The organism is Anaerolineae bacterium (genome assembly GCA_013178165.1).
In the GTDB taxonomy this organism is placed as follows: Bacteria; Chloroflexota; Anaerolineae; order Aggregatilineales; family Ch27; genus Ch27.
Window position 1 is genome coordinate 1 of the sequence record JABLXG010000037.1, and the last position, 18,063, is coordinate 18,063.

Below are 18,063 nucleotides of genomic sequence, written 5' to 3' on the forward strand. Positions count from 1 at the left end.
AGTTCTACATCCGCACCATGGACGTCACCGGCACCATCACCCTGCCTGAAGGCGTCGAGATGGTCATGCCCGGCGATAACATCGAGCTGCAGGTCGAACTGATCACCCCCGTCGCCCTCGAACGCGGCTCCAAGTTCGCCATCCGCGAAGGCGGCCTCACCGTCGGCGCCGGTATCATCACCGAGATCCTGGAGTAGTTGTCCCTTGCTTTGTACGGTGAGGGGGTTTATACTCCCTCATCGTAGTCGCAGTACCATTAGAGGAAGACCATGGCCAAGAAGGACATTCGCATTGTGGTTACGCTGGCCTGCACCGAGTGTAAGGAACGTAACTACACAACACAGAAGAATCGTCGCAACGATTCCGGGCGGCTGGAACTTAAGAAGTACTGCTCGCGCTGCCGTACGCATACGTTGCACCGCGAAACCAAGTAGCGGCGGCTGGCCAACTCATTGAACGTAGGGGAGTAGCTCAACTGGCAGAGCAACGGTCTCCAAAACCGTAGGTTCCGGGTTCGATTCCTGGCTCCCCTGCCAATTCCAATGAAGACGTAGTACATGACACCGTCCACTGCGACGGTGTCTTAAATGATAGGACTGGCCCCGTCCTTCACTGCTATGGGCCGCGGCAACCAGTTTAGGGAAGGGACACCCGACATGACCGTTGACGAGGTCACCAACAGCACCAAAGAAAGTAGCCGGAGCGCCCGGCGTCGGCGTAACCGCGAGATCGCGGCGGCCAAGGACTCCAGCGCTGCTGCGCAGGTCGTGCGCAAGGATCGGCCAGCCCCCGTCCGGCGGGAAGCCCAGGCCGGCAAGGGTAATATCATCACCCGTATCCTGCGGGGCATCGCCAATTACTTCACCACCACCCGCGCCGAAATCCAGAAGGTCACCTGGCCGACCCGTGCGGAAAGCCTGCGCCTCTCCGGGATCGTGCTCGGTGTGACGGTGGTCTCCTCGATCGCGCTGGGCATCCTTGATTTCTTCTATGGCGAACTGTTCCGTATCGGTTTCAACGCCCCCGTGGTCTTTGGGGTCGTAGCATTAGTCCTGGCCGTGGTCGTCATCGGTGCAACCTGGATCACGCGGCGGACCTAGTGGCCCTGACCGGCCAAATGAGTGTGTTTTATGACTGACAACGACGGAATCGACTTCGATCCAGAACCCATCTATCTTGACGAGCCCGAAGAGGACAGCGGGGCTGACGAAGCTGCCGTCGAGCCAGAGGAACAACATGCCGGTCCCGACTCCGGTGTCCCTCAGGATGCCGAGGCGGCGACTGACGAGCGTCAATGGTACGTGGTGCACTGCTACAGCGGCTACGAGAATAAGGTTCGCCACTCCATTGAGCAGCGCATCGAAAGCATGGGTATGCAGGATCGCATCTTTGATGTGGTCGTGCCCACCGAAGAGGAAATCGAGGTCCGGGATGGCAAGCGCCGTACCGTCGAGCGCCGGGTCTTCCCCGGCTACATCCTGGTCCAGATGATCATGGACGAAGATTCATGGTACATGGTGCGTAACACGCCCGGCGTGACCGGCTTTGTTGGCATGGGCAACGAACCCACCCCGCTTCGTCCGGAAGAAGTCGCCCAGATCATGCGGCGCATGGAATCGGAAGCGCCCAAGGTTAAGATCGCCTTCAAGGTCGGTCAGCGTGTGCGGATCATCGACGGCCCCTTCAACGATTTCGTCGGGACAGTCGGTGACGTGGATATGGAACGGCATAAAGTCCGGGTCATGGTGAACTTCTTCGGTCGCGAGACCCCCGTTGAACTGGACTTTCTGCAGGTAGAAAAGGCATAAGGAACCCCAAGTCATGGCCAAAAAAGTCAAAGCTGTCGTCACCCTGCAAATTGCTGCTGGCAAGGCCAACCCGGCCCCGCCTATTGGCCCGGCCCTGGCCCAGCATGGCATCAACCTGATGGCGTTCTGCAAGGAATACAACGCCAAGACCAGCAACCGCATCGGCGAGATCATCCCGGCGGAAATCACCATCTATCAGGACGGCTCATTCCGCTTCAATCTCAAAAGCCCGCCCACAGCCTTCCTGATCCGCCGCGCCGCCGGTCTTGAAAAGGGATCGTCCCGTCCCAATACGGACAAGGTCGGCACGATCACCAGGGCGCAACTGCGCGAGATCGCCGAGATCAAGCTCAAGGACCTGAACGCCATCAATATCGAAGGCGCGATGGCCCAGATCGAAGGCACCGCCCGTAGCATGGGTGTCAAAATCGTCGACTGACCGCACTCGGTTAGCTCATCTATCCGTCAAATGGCCGGTCAGGGAAAGCCCCTCGCCTGAGGCCCCCGTACGGACTTTGCGGGTAGATTTTTATCCGTTGATGTGGGAGGAGCCACCGGCTCCAACAGCACCACAGGAGTAAACCATCATGGCCAAGCACGGCAAACGTTACATCGGGGCGCTCAAGCAAATCGATCGCTCCAAGCTTTACTCGCCAGAAGAAGCGGTCCGCCTGGTGAAGGAACTGGCCACCGCTAAATTCGACGAGACCATCGAGATGCACTTCCGCCTGGGGGTCGACCCGCGCCACGCCGACCAGCAACTGCGCGGCACAGTCGTCCTGCCGCATGGCCTGGGCAAGGAAGTCCGCATCCTGGTTTTTGCGGAAGGCGAAGCCGCACGAATCGCCCAGGAAGCCGGGGCCGATATCATCGCCGATGACGAGATCATCAACAAGATCAACGATGGCTGGGTCGAATTCGATGTCGCCCTGGCTGTACCGGAGATGATGCGCAAGATCGGCAAGCTGGGTCGTGTCCTGGGGCGCCGTGGCCTGATGCCCAGCCCCAAATCCGGCACACTGGTGCAGCCGGAAGACCTGCCGCAGGCCATCCGGGAAGCCCGCGCTGGCCGCGTCGAATTCCGCAACGACCGCACCGCCAATGTCCATGTGCCCATCGGCAAAGCCAGCTTTGAGTACCAGAAGCTTTACGAGAACATGGTGACGATGCTGGACGCCATTCGCCGCAACAAGCCCAGCGGTGTCAAGGGTACTTACATCAAGCGCATCGTGATCACGTCAACCATGGGGCCAGGCATCCGCATTGACCCGGTGGCGGCGATGGATCTCCGCCCGGCAGAGTAAACCCTGCAATCGGCCAGACCAGAACCGGAGCTACACCTGTGGCTCCGGTTTTTTTGTTGTGCGTCCCCCAGCACATCACAGCGCGCCCTCAAAGGCCAGCAACCAGCGCTTGGTGGGCAGGCCATTCCCACTGCCATACCCGCGCAGGCTACCATCCCGCCCCACCAGCCGGTGACACGGCACAATCAGAGGCAACGGATTGCGGGCGTTGGCCGCGCCAACCGCCCGCGCCGTACCCGGACGGCCAAGTTGCCGGGCAAGCTCGCTATAGGTACGTACCTGCCCGGCGGGAATGGCCAGCACGGCCTGCCAGACTGCCTGCTGGAATGCTGTCCCGCCGCTGAGGTCCAGCCCCAGGGGGAAGGTCTCTCGCTCGCCGGCAAAGTATGCCGCCACCCAGGCCAGCACAGGAGCCAGCGCCCGGCGATCGCGCTGAACCTCCGCCGCCTTCAGCCCGGCCAGGAACAGCTCAACCGATCCCCCCAGTTCAGATCGCCAGACTCCCAGCGCCGTCTGCGCCGCACAAAACGGCCCAAGCGGCGTCATGATCATGTCCCAGCGCACGATGCCCATCGTCGTCGCCGACCTCCCTGCCCCGGTAGCAGCCTGAGGCGCAGTATTCTCAATAGAAATGCGACTCCGTGATAAAGTTGTTGTGGTTGCGAGACAACCAACCCAATCACAGGAGCCGCACGATGGACACTATAACACAGATTCAGGTGGCATGGGAATTGAAGAAAGCCGGGCATAGGGCGGATGAGATTGCTGAGCAGCTGGGGAAGCATCGGGCGACGATCTATCGCTGGCTCAAAGGCATTCGGATGCGGGGCATTCGGGGCTATGTGGCCTATTTCAAGCAGGCGAAGAAAGGACGCCGAGTCGCAAGACGCCGGGCTATGTGGTGCAGCGGGTATTGAGTATCCGGCGGGAGTATCGCGACTGCTGCGGGGAGAAGGTCGTGTACGTGCTGGCGCAGGAAGGCATTGACCTCAGCCGCAGCACGGTCTATCGCATTCTCAAGCGCCATCTGGTCTTACGCAAGCATCACCGCCAGCCCGAGGGTGCGCCGGTGCAGCGTGCCACCGGACCGCGCCAGGTGGTGCAGGTCGATACCGTCAACCTGGGGGAGGTGTACGCCTACACGGCGATTGACACCTTCACCCGCGAAGCGGCGATTGTCATGCGCCCCTCCTTACAGGCCGCCGATGGCCGGGTTGCCCTGGAGCAGTTGATGGCGGTATTCGGGCGCGTGTCCCTCCTGCAAACCGATGGCGGGTCAGAATTCAAAGCCGAGTGCGCTGAGGGCATGCATCGCTGGGCGGATCAGCATCGTATCGCGCGGGCTTACAAGAAGAACGAACAGGCTTTCATTGAAGCCTTCAACGGCACGCTGCGCCGTGAGGAGTTTGGCGCTCTCAAGTTCCGGGGCGATGAATGGAGCTGGCCCAGCAGTACGCCGATGCTTTTCTCGACTACTATCACCACCGGCGCCCGCATCTCTCACTCGACATGCTCACGCCCGCTCGTTTCGCTGAGTCGCATTTGCCTTGAGAGAATGCGGAGGCTTGAGCACGCCTGTCGTTTGTGTTATCCTCACCAGCATTGTGCCTGTCATCACGTTCGAGTTGTACTCCGGAATCAGACTATGCTCAAGACACACACGTGCGGCGAGCTTCGCGCTGAACATGCTGGCCAGACGGTCACCCTGGCCGGCTGGGTCAACCGCCGCCGCGACCAGGGCGGGCTGATCTTCATTGACCTGCGTGACCGCTGGGGGATCACCCAGGTGACGATTGACCAGGCTACAGCGCCGGAGGCCCACGCGATCGCCGATCAGGTTCGCAGCGAGTATGTCATCCAGGTCACCGGCACGGTCCGCCTCCGCCCGGCAGGGATGGAAAACCCCGCCATGGACACCGGCGAGATCGAGGTTGAGGCCAGCGCCATGGTCATCCTCAACCCGGCCAAAACCACACCTTTCCTGATCTACAGCGATGACAAGCTGGATGAAGCGCTGCGGCTCAAATATCGTTATCTCGATCTGCGGCGCCAGCGGATGCAGCGCAACATCATCCTGCGCCACCGCGTGGTCAAGTACATCCGCGACTTCCTGGATCGCAAGGGATTTGTCGAGATCGAAACGCCGATCCTGTTCAAAACCACACCGGAAGGCGCACGCGACTACCTGGTGCCCAGCCGTGTGCATCCCGGCCAGTTTTACGCCCTGCCCCAGAGCCCCCAGCAGCTCAAGCAGTTGTTGATGGTAGCCGGCTATGAGCGCTACTTCCAGATCGCCCGTTGCTTCCGCGACGAAGATCAGCGTGGCGACCGTCAGCCGGAGTTCACCCAGCTTGACCTGGAAATGAGCTTCGTAGAACGCGAAGACATCATGGCTCTGATCGAGGAGATGATGACCGGTATCGTGGAACAGGTCTCCGATCGCCAGCTGGTCACCAAGCCCTTCCCACGCATCAAGCACCACGACGCGCTGGAGAAGTACGGCTCCGACAAACCCGACCTGCGCTATAACCTCGAATGGGTTGACATTAGCGCCCTGGCCGCTGCCAGCAGCTTTGGCGTATTTCAGGAGAGTGTGCGGGCCGGGAACAAGGTTAAGGCGATGCGCGTACCGGGCGGTGCGGCTGGCCAGAGCAACACCCAGCTCAAGAAGCTGCACCAGGAACTGGAAGCGCTGGCCCGCGACAAAGGGGCCAAAGGTCTGGCCTGGCTGGCCCCGGCTGAAGACCCCGGCGGCGAGCCGCGTGGGTCAATCGCCCGCTTCTTCAGCCCTGAGCAGGCAGCGGCCCTGTTCGCGCAACTTGAAGCCGCGCCGGGCGACCTGATCCTGTTCGTGACGGATACCCCGGCCATTATCTACGCGGTGCAGGACGCAATCCGGCGCGATGTAGCGGAACGGATGGGCCTGGCCGACCCGCGCCAGATCGCTTTTGGCTGGATCATCGACTTCCCGCTCTTTGAGTGGAACGCCGAAGAAAACCGCTGGGACCCCTCCCACCATCTATTCACAGCACCGATGCCTGAAGACCTGCCCCTACTGGATACCGATCCTGGCCGGGCGCGCGGCCAGCAGTACGATCTGTGCTGCAACGGCTACGAAGTCGCCGGGGGGAGCATCCGTATTCACCGCCGCGAGGTCCAGGAAAAGATCTTCGGGCTGATCGGCCTTGACCTGACTGTGGCCCGTGAGCGCTTCGGCCACATGCTGGAAGCCTTCGAGTATGGCACGCCGCCACATGGCGGCATCGCTCCTGGCATCGATCGACTGGTCATGCTGCTGGCTGGCGAGGCCAACATCCGTGAGGTGATGGCTTTCCCCAAGAGCCAGCAGGCCGCTGACCTGATGGCGGGTGCGCCCTCCCCTGTTGAGCCAAAGCAACTGGAGGAACTGCACATCTGCCTGCTCAACAACGCCTGAGTGCGATTTGATTATCCGGACGGTGGCCCCCTGCAGTTGTGCCACCGTCCTTGTTTGAGGTCTGACCCTCATAGCGCCTGACCCAGCCAGCAGCCAGACCTCTGATCTGAGAGGTAGCTTATGGTCCGCGAGAACATCACCGTTCTGGAAAACAAGCATATCCTGCTGGGAGTCACCGGCAGTATTGCCGTCTACAAGGCTGTCGACCTGGCCAGCAAGTTGACCCAGGCAGGCGCCCATGTGACCGTGATCATGACGAAAGCCGCCCAGCGCTTCGTCAGCCCGCTCACTTTTGAATCGGTCACCGGACACCCGGCCTATACGGATTTGTGGCGCTCCGGCAGCGGCGAATTGCCCACCCACATCACCCACATCGGCCTGGGCGAAGATACCGACCTGCTCGTTATTGCCCCGGCAACCGCCAATACGCTGGCCAAGCTGGCCACTGGCCTGGCTGATGATCTGCTGTCCATCACCGTGCTGGCCGCCCGGTGCCCGGTCATCATCGCCCCGGCAATGGATGGCGCCATGTACGAGCATCCCGCTACCCAGAGCAACCTGGCGACCCTGCGCGGGCGGGACATCATCCTGGTGGATCCGGAAGAAGGACGTTTCGCCTCCGGGATGGTTGGCCGCGGGCGGCTGCCGGAAACTCCAACCCTGATGGGCCACATCCGGCGTGTGCTTGGCCGCCAGGGCAGCCTGCGCGGTCGGCGAGTCATCGTCACTGCCGGAGGGACACAGGAAGCGCTCGACCCGGTGCGTTACCTGACCAACCGCTCAACAGGTAAGCAGGGCTACGCCCTGGCCCAGGCTGCCCTGGACGCCGGCGCGGACGTGACCCTGATCAGCGCGACGGGTACCCTGCCCACCCCCATCGGCGCGACGCTGGTGCCGGTCACCTCTGCCCAGGAGATGCTGGCTGCTGTGGAAGCCAATCTATCCGGCGCAGATGTGTTGATCATGGCCGCCGCTGTTGCCGACTTCCGGCCCGCAATCATCGCCGAGCGCAAGATCAAAAAGGGCGCCGACGAAAACCAGAAGCTAACCATCGAACTGGTGCGCAACCCAGACATCCTGCTAACGGTGAAACGCCTCCGCCAGGAAACCGGCTGGCCGCGCGTGACCATCGGTTTTGCCGCAGAAAGCGAAGATCTGGAGGAAAACGCCCGTGCCAAGCTGGAAGCCAAAGGGCTGGACCTGATCGTGGCCAATGACATCACCGCCGCTGATGCCGGATTTGCAGCCGATACCAACCGCGTGATCCTGCTGGATCGGCGGGGCCGCCGCCAGGCGCTGGAACTGGCCAGCAAGATGCGCATCAGCGAAGCCATCATCAGCCGGGCGGCGGCGCTCCTGGGTCGGGAAGCGTAAAGCGCGGCGTCAGCCGTTGCGTTCTGCGATCAGGCGTAGCCCATCCAGCGTCAGCCACGGCTCAATGGCGTCGAAGCGGTCGGTCAGCGGCCCGATCAGGCCGGACAGCCCGCCCGTGGCAATGACTCTCGCGCCCGGCAGTTCGGCCCGCATCCGGTCAATGATGCCTTCGACCATGCTGACATAGCCCAGCACCAGGCCGGCCTGCATGGCCTGCACGGTGTTGCGCCCGATGATCGACGGCGGCGGCACCAGCTCGACATGCTGCAACTGGGCAGCGCGGCTGACCAGAGCGTCAGCGGTGGCCTGCAGACCGGCAGCGATAGCCACGCCGAGGAATACCCCTGGCCGGGCAACCGCTGTGAACGTCGTGGCCGTGCCAAAATCGACCACGATGCAATCCGTCTGGAAGTAGTCGTAGGCGGCCACGGCATCGGCTACCAGGTCGCTGCCGACTCGCTCCGGGTGTTCCGTGCGAATCTCCAGGCCGGTGCGTGTGCCAGGGGGGCGGACGATCAGCGGCTGATGGTGTATCTGCGCCGCCACCATGCCCGCAATGCCCTGGGTGAGCTGGGGGACCACGCTGCTCAGCACGGCCCGGTCGAACATCCCGAAGTGCAACCCGGCCCCCTGCAGAAAGCCCTGGAACAGGACGGCGTACTCATCCGGCATGCGTTCGCGCACCGTTTGCACCCGCCAGTGGTGAACCCAGCGTTCGCCATCATGCACGCCGAAAACGATGTTGGTGTTGCCAATATCAATCGCCAGCAACATTGCGCGCCTTCCTTGTCGGTTTGATCGAATCAGCGTGGTAGATTATAGGTGACCAGGCCAGATTCTGGCGATAACAGCCAGTGAATTCAAGGAGGACCCCCCGTGACCAACACCACCCTGACCGCCATCGAGGGCTTCCGCGTGGGCCACGCGCATAATCTGGACGGCCCAACCGGCTGCACGGTTGTCCTGTGCCCGCCGAACACCGTCGGCGGCGTCGACCAGCGTGGCGGCGCACCCGGCACGCGGGAGACCGACCTGCTCCGCCCGTTGCATCTCGTCCAGCATGTCAACGCCGTCCTTCTGGCTGGCGGCAGCGCCTACGGGCTGGATGCCGCGGGCGGCGTTATGCGTTACCTGGAGGAGCGCCAGACCGGCTTCCAAGTCGGTGTCGGCGTGGTGCCGATCGTCCCTGCCGCGATTCTCTTCGACCTGGATGTAGGCGATCCGGCCATCCGTCCGGACGCAGAGATGGGCTATGCGGCCTGTCTGGCCGCTTCCACTGCCCCGGTCGAGGAAGGTTGCGTCGGTGCGGGGGCAGGCGCACGGGTTGGCAAGCTGTTCGGCTTCGGCTTCTCCTGCAAATCCGGTCTCGGCACGGCGCTGATCGCGCTGGATGGCGGGATTCAGGTCGCCGCACTGATGGCGGTAAATGCGGTCGGGGATGTCGTCGACGAAACGGGGCGCATCCTGGCCGGGACACGCCAGCCGCCAGAAGGCCAGACCTTCGCCGGGGCGCTCAACATCCTGCGGGGCATGGTCACCCTTCCGCCCTATCCTGCCGGGGCGGGGAGCCACACAGTCATCGGCGTTGTCGCCACCAATGCCGTCCTGACCAAAGAGGAAACCAACAAAGTCGCCCAGATGGCCCATGACGGCCTGGCCCGTGCCGTCCGCCCCAGCCACACCATGCTCGACGGCGACACCATTTTTGCCCTGGCCAGCGGGACAGGCGGCCCGGCCAACGTCAGCGTGATCGGTGCGTTTGCCGCTGAGGCCGTTGCGGAGGCGATCCGCCGCGCCGTGCTCACCGCCACGCCGCTGGCAGGTCTACCAGCCGGGCGCGAGTTCAGCGGCTAGGTCGCCGCGATCACCCGGTATGGCCAGCGCCGCCTTTCCAACAGGGGTGAGACTGCCAGCGCGTTGCCAGTTCGATGGGCGCATAGATGGCGGCTGTGCCAGTTTTGCATCGGACTGGCATCGGGTGAAAATGTATCGCATCTAACAAAAGACTCTTGTTTGTTCGCTCACAGAAGTGGAAGTGTTCATGAATATCCCGCGCCAGCGATCCTTCTGGGCCATAGCCGTGGGTCACACCACCGTCGACATCTTCACCAGTATGGGGCCGGTGTTGCTGGCCTTCCTCAGCGCACAGGTCCTGCCAGTCAGCAACACGCAGATCGGTGCGGCGGTCAGCGCCCAGCAGCTCACCGGATCGCTCAGCCAGCCGTTGTTCGGCTGGCTGGCCGATCGCGGCGGAGCACGCTGGCAACGCTGGCTGGGCGCAGGTGGGGTGCTGTGGACGGTGATCTTCCTGGTGATCGCTGTGGCCCTGGCCATGACCGGTCAGTACTGGTTGATGGTTGTTCCCTACGCCCTGGCCGCGCTGGGCAGCGGGGCCTTCCACCCGGTCGGGACGATGCTGGCCGCCGAGGTAGACAGCGACCACGCAGCGAGTAACCTCTCTTATTTTTTCCTGCTGGGCCAGGCCGGGCTGGCGCTTGGTCCTGCGCTGGCCGGTATTCTGCTCGACCGGGCCAACCCGGCCGGTGCCAGCGTAGTCACCGTGACGCCCATCTATGTCCTTGGTCTGCTGGCGCTGCTCCCGATCGGCCTGCTGGCGATCAATATGCCGTCCGGGCGCACCCGCGCGCGTCATGCCGTCGCAGCGTCGCCGGGGGCCAGCGCCAGCCTGCCAGCCAGGGCGCTGGCGCTGCTGGCCCTGGTGGTCATGCTACGCAGCATGGCCCAGCCGGGATCGGTCGCCTTTATCCCCCGTCTGTTCCAATCCAAAGGCTGGGACCCGACCGAGTACGGCCTGATCACCACCTCGTTCTGGCTGGCTTCTGGCATTGCAGGCGTGATCTTCGGGCAACTGGCCGACCGTTACGACCGCCGCCATGTCATCGCCGCCAGCCTGCTGCTCTCCGTCCCAGCGCTGTACCTGCTGCCGGTCTCGGGGGAAAAACCACTGGCATTCGGGCTGGCCATTGCCGCCGGGGCGCTGACCGGCGGATCACACAGCGTGATCGTGGCCCTGGCCCAGAGTCTCATCCCTGGCCGTAAAGGGCTGGCTTCCGGCCTGACTCTGGGGTTTCTGTTCGCCACCGGCGCAATAGGCAGCCTGTTGATCGGTGGACTCTCCGATCAGATCGGGTTGGCGTCCGCCTTCCAGGTTGTTGCTCTGGTGGTGATCGCCGCCGGGCTGGCGGCGCTATGGCTGCCCGCTGGAACCCAGCGCCGCGCGGCAGAGCCCCGGCAACCAGAACCGGCCTCCACTCAGACCCGCTGAACAGGGAGCGGGGCGCATCCCGTCGCGCCCCGCTCGTCCTCTTGATGTTCCTGCCTGGCAAAAGCCACCAATCTCTAGCCCTCTGGGGCAGGGATGATCGCGCTCAGGCGGCCATCAGCCGCCACCAGCCTGGCTCGCGCATCTTCCGGCGAGATGCCCAGTAGCCCGATCAGGATCGCCACCTTGACCTGGTTGTCCGCCCTGGTGAGCAGGACAGCGGCCTCTTCCTCGCTGAGACCGGTCACCTGGCTGACAATCCGCCGGGCGCGCCGGGCCAGTTTCTGGTTGGTAACCTTCACATCCACCATGAGGTTGCCATAGACCTTGCCCAACCGGATCATGGTAGCGGTAGAGAGCATGTTCAGGACCATCTTCTGCGCCGTACCTGCCTTGAGACGGGTAGAGCCGGTGATCACCTCCGGGCCGGTCAGCACCGGGATAGCGATCTGAGCCGTATCCAGCATCAGGGCCGGGCTATTGCAGGTAAGCGCGATCGTCGCCGCGCCGATTTCGTTAGCATATTCCAGCGCCCCGACCACATAGGGGGTATTGCCGCTGGCTGCAATGCCCACCACAGCATCCAGCGCATTGAGGTCGCGGGCCAGCAGGTCGCGCCGCCCCGCGTCCCGGTCATCTTCTGCACCTTCCACCGCCTCGATCAGCGCCCGGTATCCTCCGGCGATCAGGCCCTGTACCATCTCTGGTGGGACACTAAAAGTGGGTACGCACTCCGCTGCATCCAGCACGCCCAGGCGGCCGCTCGTCCCGGCCCCCACGTAGAAAAGGCGCCCTCCCTGTTGCAAGCGTGCGGTGATCACATCCACCGCCTGGGCAATAGCCGGTAGCACCCGCCGCACCGCCAGGGCAACCGTCGCATCCTCATCATTCATGATCTGGAGGATTTCAAGCGTGGAGCGGCGGTCGATATCCATACTACGGGGATTCTGTTGCTCGGTAAGCATTGTCAGATCATCTCCTCACCGTATAACCTGCCCTCAGACATCGCTGCTGGGGCAGGCCTCCCGGTTGCCTCACCCTGACCGGATAGCAAAGCGCGCCAGGAGACCCGCCTCTGGCGCGCTCATGCCCTGCGCCGCCCGGTGCTCTAGGCCGGGATCAGGCGCAGCGTAACGATCTGGTATGGCCTGATGGACATCGTCACACGGTTGCCGTCCACTTCCAGCCGCGTCTGGTCTTCCTCCAGCAGATTGGTGAGCCAGGCTTCAGCCAGCGGGAAGGACGCCGTCAGGCTCAGCGGGCCGCGCTGGCGACGGGCTTCGTAGAAGCGGACGATCACGCCCCGCCCATCTTCCGCCTGCTTGATCGTTTCGATCACGATGTTCGATCGATCCAGACGCAGCATCCCCTCCAGGGCAGCAGGCGTGTGCTCCACCGCCCGGCCAGTGCCTCTGGCTGCCACAACCGGGTCGTTCAGCGCATAGGCAGCGGCGATCGTCCGCTCATCCCAGCTGCCTGCATGCGGGAGCAGGCTGTACGTGAAGGTATGAGCGCCGAGGTCCGCCACCGGATCCGGCTGGCTGGGGCCGCGCAGCAAACTGATCCGGATCACGTTGTCGCGGATGTCATGGCCATACTTGCAGTCATTGAGCAGGCTGACGCCATAGTCGCCTTCGCTGAGGTCCACCCATTTCTGGGCCACGACCTCAAAACGCGCCCAGTCCCAGCTGGTGTTGCGATGGGTCGGTCGCTGCACGTTGCCGTACTGAATCTCGTACGTAGCTACCGGCGAAAGCACATCGACCGGGAAGGCGGCTTTGAGCAGCACACTGCGCTCCCGCCAGTCGATATTGGTGGTGATGTCCAGGCGCGGGCTGTTGTAGGCCAGTGAGATAATCTGCTCATAAGGGCTGTTCAGGATGCGTCGGGTGATCTTCAGCGCCGCCCGCAACGGCCCTGCTTCCACAACCTCAATGCTTTCTGCCGGTTCGGCCAGCCACATCCGATCATCGTAGAAGATGTCGATATCCCAGGCATCCCAGTTCAGAGGCCGGTCTTCAAAAGCCTGGAACTGGTTGGCGACCGCCCCGGCGGGCAGCACCTCGCGACGGTTGACCTTATCATAGATGCGCGCGATATCCCCAGCACGGTTGAATTCCACGCGTACATAGGCGTTCTCCAGCCGGTCAGGCGCGACCTCCAGCCCTGTCTGCGGCGGTTCAACCTCGCCAGAAGCGACGACCAGCGGGGTGACGCTCAGCGGCGGAAGCACGCCGGGGGCCAGCCACAAGCCACCTTCGACCGGCTGTGTCATTACGGCCCGTCCATCCGGACGCACCAGGTGGTGACCAGCCGGAAGCGTCTCCGGCCAGAAGACCAGGTCTTCCCGCGCAAACGCAATGGGATTAGCCAGCAGGATGTCGCCGCCGATCTGCGGGGCGATCTGCCCCAAGGCGTCATCCCGCACCTGAATTGCCGTCCGGAACACCTCCCGGTATTGCGCCTGTGACTCCTCATATACGGCGGTAATGCTACTGCCAGGAATCACGTCGTGGAACTGGTTCAGGCACACGGTATGCCAGGCCTCATCCAGCGTCGCGGCGGGGTAGACAGCCGCCGGATTCAACAACCCCGCCAGCACCGCCAGGAATTCGGCGTCGTGCAACAGGAACTCGCTCTTGCGGTTGGCACGTTTGTTGCGGCCCTGGGTCGTATACGTCCCCCGGTGCAACTCCAGGTATAACTCGCCATTCCAGACGGGCAATTGCGCCCCGGATTCCGCTTCCAGCCGCCGGAAGAAGTCCCCCACGCGGCCAAACTGCGTACGCGGCATCCCCGGCAGGTTCGCCATGGCGCGGACGTTCTCCAGCATCTCGCGGGTCGGGCCGCCGCCACCATCGCCATAGCCGTAGCTCATCAGGTGGGTACGCTGGCTTTCCTTGTGCTGGGAATTCAGCCACGTACCATAGACGGCCAGTGGAGTCGCTGCAGCGTTATAGGTGGCCCGGCTGTGAATATCGTGCTCTTCCGGCGTGGTGCTGAAATGCGTCAACACCCGTGTACCGTCCAGGCCCTGCCACCAGAAGCTATCGTACGGCAGGCGGTTGTACTGGCTCCAACCGATCTTGATGGTGAAGAAGTATTCCAGCCCGGCCTGCTTGATCAGTTGCGGCAACGCCCAGGCATAACCGAACACGTCCGGCAGCCACAGCACAGGCGTTTCCGCCCCCGCGCCGAAATGTTCCCGGAAGAAGCGGCGTCCCAGTATAAACTGGCGGGCCAGCGATTCCGCCCCGCTGATGTTGCAGTCCGCCTCCACCCACATCCCGCCGATCGGTTCCCAGCGCCCTTCGGCCACCCGCCTCCGGATAGCCTCAAAAAGCGCCGGGTAGTCCTGCCGCACGAACTCGTAAAGCTGGGGCTGGCTCTGGGTAAAACGATATTCCGGGAACTGATCCATCAGGCGGATGACATTCTGGAAGGTACGCCCGGCTTTGCGGCGGGTCTGGCCCAGCGTCCACAGCCAGGCCACGTCAATATGGGCGTGCCCCACGCTGATCACGTCGACATCCATCGGCACACCGGCCTGTTCGACGCCGGACCGCAGGCACTCCAGAGCGCCGGGCACGCTGGCGTAGAAGGCATCACCCAGTGGCTCGCGCAGATCAAGCGCTTTGAAGGCAGCATCAAGTGCGTTGAGCAAGCGATCGCGGGCCGGGTTATGCGGCTCATATAACCGTACTGCGCCAAGCGCCACACGGGCCAGTGCCACGAAATCGCGGGTGGGCTGGTCGATCAGCACAACCGCCGGGACAGCCATATAGGGCTGGGCCGGATTGGTGGATTCGGCGTTGCCCGTCCACCCATGCAGCGCCAGGACATGTTCCTGCCCGTCGCGCCACACCGCTGGCAGGACGATCTCCTGATGATGACGGTCGCAAGCGGCTACCGCCTCCCCGTCGATGTACGCCAGCGCTTCCGGATGGCTGAAGCTCCCGGCCACACCAAGCGGCAGGAATAGCGCCGCCGGCGCTTCCGACGGCCAATCCGCCGGGACGCTGAAGCGGGTGCGCATCACAAAATCCTGCTGCCAGTGCCCCCAGTAGGATTGCGGGGCAACCACCTCCCAGCCGCGATCGTCCACATCCGGGGCTACCGGCGGCAGCACCTGGGGGCCATCCAACGCCAGAAAGCGGAACGATGGCAAAGGCAGGCGCAGCCGGTATTGCCGGGAAGCAATCAGGTCCAGCCGCCGGCCGATTTTCTGTTCCGTCCAACGAATCTCGTGATACACACGCACCTCCACTGACAGCCGCCGGGGATCGCCTGCCGGCGCCTGAGCGAATGAAGATCAACAGGGGCGTAACCGCCCACCAGAACCACAGGTAGAACCCGGCCTGCCCCGCGGCAGCGCCACATCCGGAAGCCTGACAGGATCGGTAATTGACACCTCATCAGGAGCATACGACAGCAAAAAGCCGGTCGACTCCCCGGCTGCCTAGGTAAGGCTGATACTGCGATTATGCCTTTCCCACCACCAAAATGCCAGCCCGGAACGGCGACCGACAGCGCTGACACGCGCCGCCATCACCCCCACAGATCGGCCAGGAAGCGCAGTTGTTCCAGCTGGTGATGAGCACCCCCGCCCTCGTGGTTATTGTATGACCAGATGCGGATGTCCTTTTCGCCGGCGTAGTAGTTGTAGGCGGCAAAGACGGTGCTGGGCGGGCAGATGTCGTCCATTAGACCGACAGAGAAGAGCGCCCTGGCGCGGGCGCGAACGGCGAAATTCACACCGTCAAAGTAAGACAGGGTATTGAAGACCGTGTCCACCTTGTCGCGGTGAATCTTGCAGTAGCGTGTGATCTCTGCGTACGGATCGGTGTCCACCAGTTCGGTAGCGCGCCGGTAGTGGCACAGGAACGGCACATCGGGCATGGCAACAGCCACCACATCCGGGATCAGGCCGCTGACCGCCAGCGCGATTCCTCCGCCCTGGCTGCCGCCTGCTACGGCGATCCGCCTGGCATCCACCAGCGGGTGGCTGAGCGCCGTTTCAACCGCCCGCACGGCGTCCACAAAAACGCGCCGGTAGTAGTACGTCACCGGGTCGAGAATGCCCTGCGTCATGAAGCCAGGATGGAAAGGGTTGGCCCCGGCGGTAGGCAGGTCGGGCGTGTCACCATGACGCCAGGTACTGCCCTGCCCGCGGGTATCCATGACCAGGTGAGCGTACCCGGCGCAGGACCAGACCAGCCAGTCCAGGGGATAGCTGCGCCCGCCGCCATAACCGATATACTGCACCACGCAAGGCAGCGGCCCGGTCGCCCCATGCGGCACCATGAACCAACCGCGCACCGACTGGCCATCATAACCAGCGAAGGTGACATCGTAGCAATCGATCGTCTTGAGCTTGAAGTCCGCCGGCTCGAACTGCGCCGCCAGCGGATGCGCCCGCGCTTCCGCCAGCGACTGCGCCCAGAAGGCATCAAAATCGGCCGGTTCCCGGCGCTCTGGCCGATACGTGCGCAACTGCTCCAGAGGCAAATCAAACAGAGGCATGATTCCCTTCCTGAGAGGTGGAATTCCGGCGCAAAAAGCCGGCCCAATCATAACACAGCCGCCCCCGGCGCGGGGTATAATCACGCGCGTTTGGAGAACCGCCCTGCCTGAAAAGGAAGACTTCCGTGACCCTTACTGACCGGGCAACCGGCACCGTGGATGTTCCTTTGCCCAGTATCGATCCTGAACTGATCAGCGCTGATTATCTCGCCTGGGCGCGGCAGATGGGAACCCGTCTGGCCGCGCGCAGCGGGTGCTATAACCTGTTCAGCAGCGCCGTCCGGGAGCCGCTCGACCTGCTGATGACCGATCTGCAGGCCATTGGCTGGGCCGTTTTACAGGAACGCGCCAATCGGACATCTTCCTGGGGTCATCCTGATCTCATCAGCGGTATCCAGCGTCATTACGGCATTCACGATCCGGCGCGCATCCTGATCACCAGTGGCGCATCCATGGCCTTCGTGCTGGCGGCGCTGGCGCTGGTGGAACCGGGGGAACATGCGCTGCTCGAATCGCCAGTTTATCAGCCCTTCCGGACGGTGTTGCTCCGCCGGGGGGCGCACATCTCCCACTTCACCCGCGACGCCGCCAGTGGTCAGCCTGACCTGGCCATGCTGGAAACGCTGATCCGGCCCGAAACGCGCCTGATTGTGCTGACCAACCTTCACAACCCCGGCGGTACGCGGCTGGACGATGCGATGCTGCAACAGATCGCGGCCATCGCCGACCGCACCGGCGCGACCATCGTCACCGACGAGGTCTTTCATGATCTCGCGCCGGATGGCCCCGGTTACAGCCGGACGGCGGCCCTGCTGGCGGACAACATCGTCAGTATCAGCAGCCTGTCCAAAGCCTACGGGCTGGGGCGGCTGCGCGTCGGCTGGATGATCGCCGCGCCGCCGATCATGGCTCGCCTGCAGGAAGTGCACGTCACGTTTGAAACCAGCCTCTCGTCGCTGGACCAGGCGGCGGCGTCAGTCGTCTTTGACAACCTGCCGCGCTACCGCCAGCACGGCCAGGAAGCTGTCGCCATGAATCGCCCGGCTGTCCTCCGTTTTGCCGCGGAGATGATCGCCGCTGGCCGTCTGGAGGGGGCGGTGCCGCCGTATGGCTGCGTGTGGTTCCCTCGCCTGTGCGGGTTAGCGGAGAGCGACGCGCTGGTGGAACACCTGCGAGAACACTGCGGAGTCGCGGTCGTGCCGGGGCGATACTTTGGCGCGCCAGCCCACATCCGGTTGGGCTTCGGCGGCGACCCGGCGCAGGTCAGCGCGGGGTTGGCGCGGCTGGCCGAGGCGCTACTGGCGCTACCCGGCGGCCAGCCCTGCCCGTAGCAAC

General features: G+C 63.4%; 17 protein-coding genes and 1 tRNA gene. 13 read left to right on the forward strand and 5 right to left on the reverse strand.

Features of this window, described 5'->3' with window-relative positions:
- From tuf to HPY64_16340, 7 genes are all read left to right on the forward strand, one after another.
- Positions 1–197: elongation factor Tu (gene tuf / locus HPY64_16310; protein ID NPV68698.1), on the forward strand; the 197-nt coding region annotated here is incomplete at its 5' end.
- Between the two features lie 72 nt (positions 198–269).
- Positions 270–434 carry a 50S ribosomal protein L33 gene (gene rpmG / locus HPY64_16315; protein ID NPV68699.1) on the forward strand — a complete coding sequence of 55 codons (165 nt, stop codon included), beginning with the start codon at positions 270–272 and terminating at the stop codon, positions 432–434.
- Between the two features lie 26 nt (positions 435–460).
- Positions 461–536 (forward strand) — tRNA-Trp (locus HPY64_16320).
- A gap of 120 nt (positions 537–656) precedes the next feature.
- The gene (gene secE / locus HPY64_16325) at positions 657–1,100 is read left to right on the forward strand and encodes a preprotein translocase subunit SecE (protein ID NPV68700.1); all 444 of its coding nucleotides are present in this window, start codon (positions 657–659) and stop codon (positions 1,098–1,100) included.
- Positions 1,101–1,130: 30 nt separating this feature from the next.
- On the forward strand, positions 1,131–1,808 hold the full coding sequence (nusG, locus tag HPY64_16330; protein ID NPV68701.1) for a transcription termination/antitermination protein NusG: 678 nt from the start codon (positions 1,131–1,133) through the stop codon (positions 1,806–1,808).
- Between the two features lie 13 nt (positions 1,809–1,821).
- On the forward strand, positions 1,822–2,247 hold the full coding sequence (gene rplK, locus HPY64_16335; protein NPV68702.1) for a 50S ribosomal protein L11: 426 nt from the start codon (positions 1,822–1,824) through the stop codon (positions 2,245–2,247).
- Between the two features lie 148 nt (positions 2,248–2,395).
- Complete coding sequence (locus tag HPY64_16340; GenBank protein NPV68703.1) at positions 2,396–3,112, forward strand: 50S ribosomal protein L1; 717 nt, start codon at positions 2,396–2,398, stop codon at positions 3,110–3,112.
- A gap of 75 nt (positions 3,113–3,187) precedes the next feature.
- Here the strand turns inward: HPY64_16340 and HPY64_16345 are convergent, their stop codons facing one another.
- Complete coding sequence (locus HPY64_16345) at positions 3,188–3,664, reverse strand: methylated-DNA--[protein]-cysteine S-methyltransferase (GenBank protein NPV68704.1); 477 nt, start codon at positions 3,662–3,664, stop codon at positions 3,188–3,190.
- A gap of 143 nt (positions 3,665–3,807) precedes the next feature.
- Between HPY64_16345 and HPY64_16350 the strand changes: the two genes are divergently transcribed.
- From HPY64_16350 to coaBC, 3 genes are all read left to right on the forward strand, one after another.
- The gene (locus tag HPY64_16350; protein ID NPV68705.1) at positions 3,808–4,029 is read left to right on the forward strand and encodes a helix-turn-helix domain-containing protein; all 222 of its coding nucleotides are present in this window, start codon (positions 3,808–3,810) and stop codon (positions 4,027–4,029) included.
- Positions 4,026–6,548 carry an aspartate--tRNA ligase gene (aspS, locus tag HPY64_16355; protein NPV68706.1) on the forward strand — a complete coding sequence of 841 codons (2,523 nt, stop codon included), beginning with the start codon at positions 4,026–4,028 and terminating at the stop codon, positions 6,546–6,548. The genes HPY64_16350 and aspS overlap by 4 nt, the downstream gene beginning before the upstream one ends.
- Before the next feature lie 135 nt (positions 6,549–6,683).
- Positions 6,684–7,922: a bifunctional phosphopantothenoylcysteine decarboxylase/phosphopantothenate--cysteine ligase CoaBC gene (coaBC, locus tag HPY64_16360; protein ID NPV68707.1), complete on the forward strand. Its 1,239-nt coding sequence runs from the start codon at positions 6,684–6,686 to the stop codon at positions 7,920–7,922.
- A 9-nt stretch (positions 7,923–7,931) separates the two neighbouring features.
- Here coaBC and HPY64_16365 read toward each other — a convergent pair whose 3' ends face one another.
- On the reverse strand, positions 7,932–8,696 hold the full coding sequence (locus HPY64_16365) for a type III pantothenate kinase (protein NPV68708.1): 765 nt from the start codon (positions 8,694–8,696) through the stop codon (positions 7,932–7,934).
- Between the two features lie 102 nt (positions 8,697–8,798).
- Between HPY64_16365 and HPY64_16370 the strand changes: the two genes are divergently transcribed.
- Both HPY64_16370 and HPY64_16375 read left to right on the forward strand, forming a co-directional pair.
- Positions 8,799–9,776, forward strand: coding sequence for a P1 family peptidase (locus tag HPY64_16370; GenBank protein ID NPV68709.1), 978 nt, complete (start codon positions 8,799–8,801; stop codon positions 9,774–9,776).
- A 187-nt stretch (positions 9,777–9,963) separates the two neighbouring features.
- Positions 9,964–11,208 (forward strand): MFS transporter, encoded by a 1,245-nt coding sequence (locus tag HPY64_16375; protein ID NPV68710.1) that lies wholly within the window; start codon positions 9,964–9,966, stop codon positions 11,206–11,208.
- Positions 11,209–11,282: 74 nt separating this feature from the next.
- Here HPY64_16375 and murQ read toward each other — a convergent pair whose 3' ends face one another.
- The 3 genes from murQ to HPY64_16390 all read right to left on the reverse strand — a co-directional run bounded on the left by murQ (position 11,283) and on the right by HPY64_16390 (position 16,728).
- On the reverse strand, positions 11,283–12,170 hold the full coding sequence (gene murQ / locus HPY64_16380; GenBank protein ID NPV68711.1) for an N-acetylmuramic acid 6-phosphate etherase: 888 nt from the start codon (positions 12,168–12,170) through the stop codon (positions 11,283–11,285).
- Positions 12,171–12,313: 143 nt separating this feature from the next.
- Positions 12,314–15,460 (reverse strand): alpha-mannosidase, encoded by a 3,147-nt coding sequence (locus HPY64_16385; protein ID NPV68712.1) that lies wholly within the window; start codon positions 15,458–15,460, stop codon positions 12,314–12,316.
- Between the two features lie 293 nt (positions 15,461–15,753).
- Positions 15,754–16,728 (reverse strand): prolyl oligopeptidase family serine peptidase, encoded by a 975-nt coding sequence (locus HPY64_16390; GenBank protein NPV68713.1) that lies wholly within the window; start codon positions 16,726–16,728, stop codon positions 15,754–15,756.
- Positions 16,729–16,853: 125 nt separating this feature from the next.
- On the opposite strand from HPY64_16390, the gene HPY64_16395 reads away from it, so the two are divergent.
- Positions 16,854–18,059: a pyridoxal phosphate-dependent aminotransferase gene (locus HPY64_16395; protein NPV68714.1), complete on the forward strand. Its 1,206-nt coding sequence runs from the start codon at positions 16,854–16,856 to the stop codon at positions 18,057–18,059.
- Positions 18,060–18,063: the final 4 nt, after the last annotated feature.